Annotated in this window: 2 protein-coding genes and 1 pseudogene; all 3 read left to right on the top strand. The window is 58.9% G+C overall.

From position 1 onward, the window contains the following. A pseudogene (locus tag AC0L3P_RS39525) lies at positions 1-135 on the top strand (transposase); the annotation flags it as partial. Positions 136-692: 557 nt separating this feature from the next. Next, entirely contained in the window at positions 693-1064 is a 372-nt protein-coding gene (locus AC0L3P_RS39520; protein WP_473309399.1) for an EscF/YscF/HrpA family type III secretion system needle major subunit, read from the top strand. Between the two features lie 185 nt (positions 1065-1249). Continuing rightward, entirely contained in the window at positions 1250-2173 is a 924-nt protein-coding gene (locus AC0L3P_RS39515) for a LysR family transcriptional regulator (protein ID WP_473309400.1), read from the top strand. Positions 2174-2599: the final 426 nt, after the last annotated feature.

The following is a 2599-nucleotide window of genomic DNA, read 5'->3' as shown; positions in this document are numbered from 1 at the left end:
TTGGCTGAATGATAGGCAATGGGCGCGTATTGAGCCTCATCTGCCGACGGGGCTGAAGGGACCGGAGCGGGACGACGCCCGCCGCATCATCAGCGGGATCATTCACATGCTGCAGTCGGGGCGCGATGGCGCGATTCAGGGTGAGGAAAAGCGGTGACGATTTGGTGAGCTTCCACCAGGGGAGAAATGCGTTGCTCAATCGCAGCGATGGTAACGGTCTCATATTTTCATAAGCCGCCGCGGAGGTGGTCGCGCCAGTAAAGTCAATGACTAAATAGCGTCTCAAACGGCGTTTTCGCCAGCGCTGTCGGCTTCAACACCTAGCGATACGGCTGCAGAACGAATCGCAGCGCTTGCCGGCTGACTGCCACGCTGTTTTCGGCCAACGGATCTGGACGCACCACATCCGCATCATGCGAGTGAACCTCTCGCGAGCTTCGAGACCATCGAGCCGCTTAGAGGGTGCAAGACCGATAGGGATGAGCTATTGCTTCATAAAGAACATGTATTTGTCATCGGCATGGTGGACTTCTATCCTCGTGTATGTAGGACAGGAATAGAAGCCGATGCGGCGGTCCCGACGGCTTCGAACTCTGGCTGCCAAGATGCACATCGAGAGCTAGCGCCAAATCTGGGTGACGGCGTTGCCGGTCGGGCGTCGGTTATGGAGCTGACGGTCGGTCGGGTTGGGGATGACCTCGATCGCGTCGTTGAATGCTACACCGAGAATGAGTTTTGGGAATGGTTGCGGTCATCGAGACGACGCCGACTTTTCTGAGCGCCCTGGGCCCTTTTGGAAGGCCATCGCGAGCGCGGCCTCGTTCGAGACGCAGCGGAGGGGTGTGATGGATTTCATGGCTATAAGCGACTCTATTGGTAGGTCTATTGCGGCGTCGGAACGCAACGTGAGAGGTCACATGGGGGTCATGAAGCCGGATGACACTATGGATCTGCTTCGGCTTCAGGAGTCAATGAACACACACGCCACACTCTTGAACTTGAATTCGACCATTATCAAAGTTGTTCACGAGGCGCTCAATGGTATTATCCGGAACATTCCATGAGCGGTTTCGGTTAGGCCGCTGCCGGCCGGCATCGCGTCGGTGGCTGCTCTGCAGGCGCGGATATGGTTTCCAGTCTTGGTGCTGCGCGTTCATCCCGATAAACCTTGGGGGTTTTCAATTGCCGACAGCGCGTGCTGCATACTCACCGACCAGAGGTGAGAGGCGTGACTTCCGGCACTTCTCTGATGTCCTCTAGGTTTTTGCAGCTGCGGCACCTCCGCTATTTTATTAGCATTGTGGATGCTGGTAGCTTTTGTCGAGGTGCGGCCACAATCAATGTGGCGCAGCCAGCGTTGAGTCAGCAGATGACGGCCGTGGAAGCGGAGCTTGGTGTGGCGCTCCTCCACCGCAGCGCACGCGGCGTTCGCCCGACGCGAGAGGGTGAGGCCTTCTATCGTGAGGCCGTGTCCATCCTTCAGCAGGTGGAACAGCTGCGCGGCATCGTCCGTTCCACATCAGCAGAGCCGGAAGGCTTGGTGAGGCTCGGCATGTGCTCGGCACTGGCCGCTTCGTTCGCGTGCGCGTTTATGGACGCCTGCCGGACGACTTTCCCGAAAATGCACCTCCGTCTGGTTACGCGTGACTTTCACGACATGAAGCCGCTCATAGCGTCTCGCGCTCTCGACATCTGCGCCGTGTTCGAGGATGAGCCCACCCAAGGCTTTGACCGTCGGCCGTTGTTTCATCAGCCACTGTACTTGGTACGGCCTCCGTATGCAGAAGACGCAGCGCCCTACGTTTCCCTGGAGAGACTGGCGGAGGTTCCTCTTGTCCTGCCGACACGGCCGAACACAGTTCGCAGCGCATTGGACCGGACGTTTGAAGCGGCCGGCGTGATGCCGAACTGCATTGCGGAGGTTGATACCTTCGCCGGAGCGCTCTCCTTGGTCAAGGCCGGTATCGCCAATGCGATCATCCCAAAGGGCGACGTCTCGGATATTCCGGGCCATGAACATCTGAGGCCGGTCCTTATAGAGCCACTGGTCCAAATGACCGCATGTCTCGTGTCCTCCGGCAAACTCGCCCCCGCCGCCGAGGCGCTAAGCGCCTTGCTGGTCGCGCAAGTTGAAAAAGTGCTTCAAAAGGCCTCATGTCGGATGCAGACGTAATACAAAGCCGGTCTCATCCCACGAATACTGCCGCGATCGAGAGCTGGCGACGCGCTCGCCATCGCTGGCCGGCTTAGCGAGAAATACCCGAGCAGTTGCAGCGTCTGCTCTGCGCGCTTAGGAGGAAGGCGGCCGAGCAGTTGATCACCGGGGAGCTTTCGGCGCCATCCCGACCGCGGCTCCATTTGCCCGGAGCTATGGACCGCTCGGGCTATGTAGGACCCGACCGCCCACAGCTCGCCCCATCGAGCAACCATGGAAGGGCAACCTGGCGCGCCAATCAGTCGACATCGCATCGACCGCTGCAACAGCGCCATCAGGGTAACATTCCCCGATCCGGCAATAGTTCGCCGCGGCCGTTGAATAAATCGGCGTGCGGACATTTTGGGATCAGGTGCGCGTGAAGGATTGCGTGCACTTCGTTCT

The sequence above is a fragment of the Bradyrhizobium sp. WSM4874 genome (genome assembly GCF_055811835.1).
The sequence above is the reverse complement of the archived record's forward strand: the minus strand, read 5'-3'. Positions and strand labels throughout refer to the sequence as shown.

Coding starts and splice junctions, on each gene's coding strand:
- AC0L3P_RS39515 (WP_473309400.1), top strand. CDS start 1,250: ATGTCCTCTAGGTTTTTGCAGCTGCGGCACCTCCGCTATTTTATTAGC.
- AC0L3P_RS39520 (WP_473309399.1), top strand. CDS start 693: ATGACCTCGATCGCGTCGTTGAATGCTACACCGAGAATGAGTTTTGGG.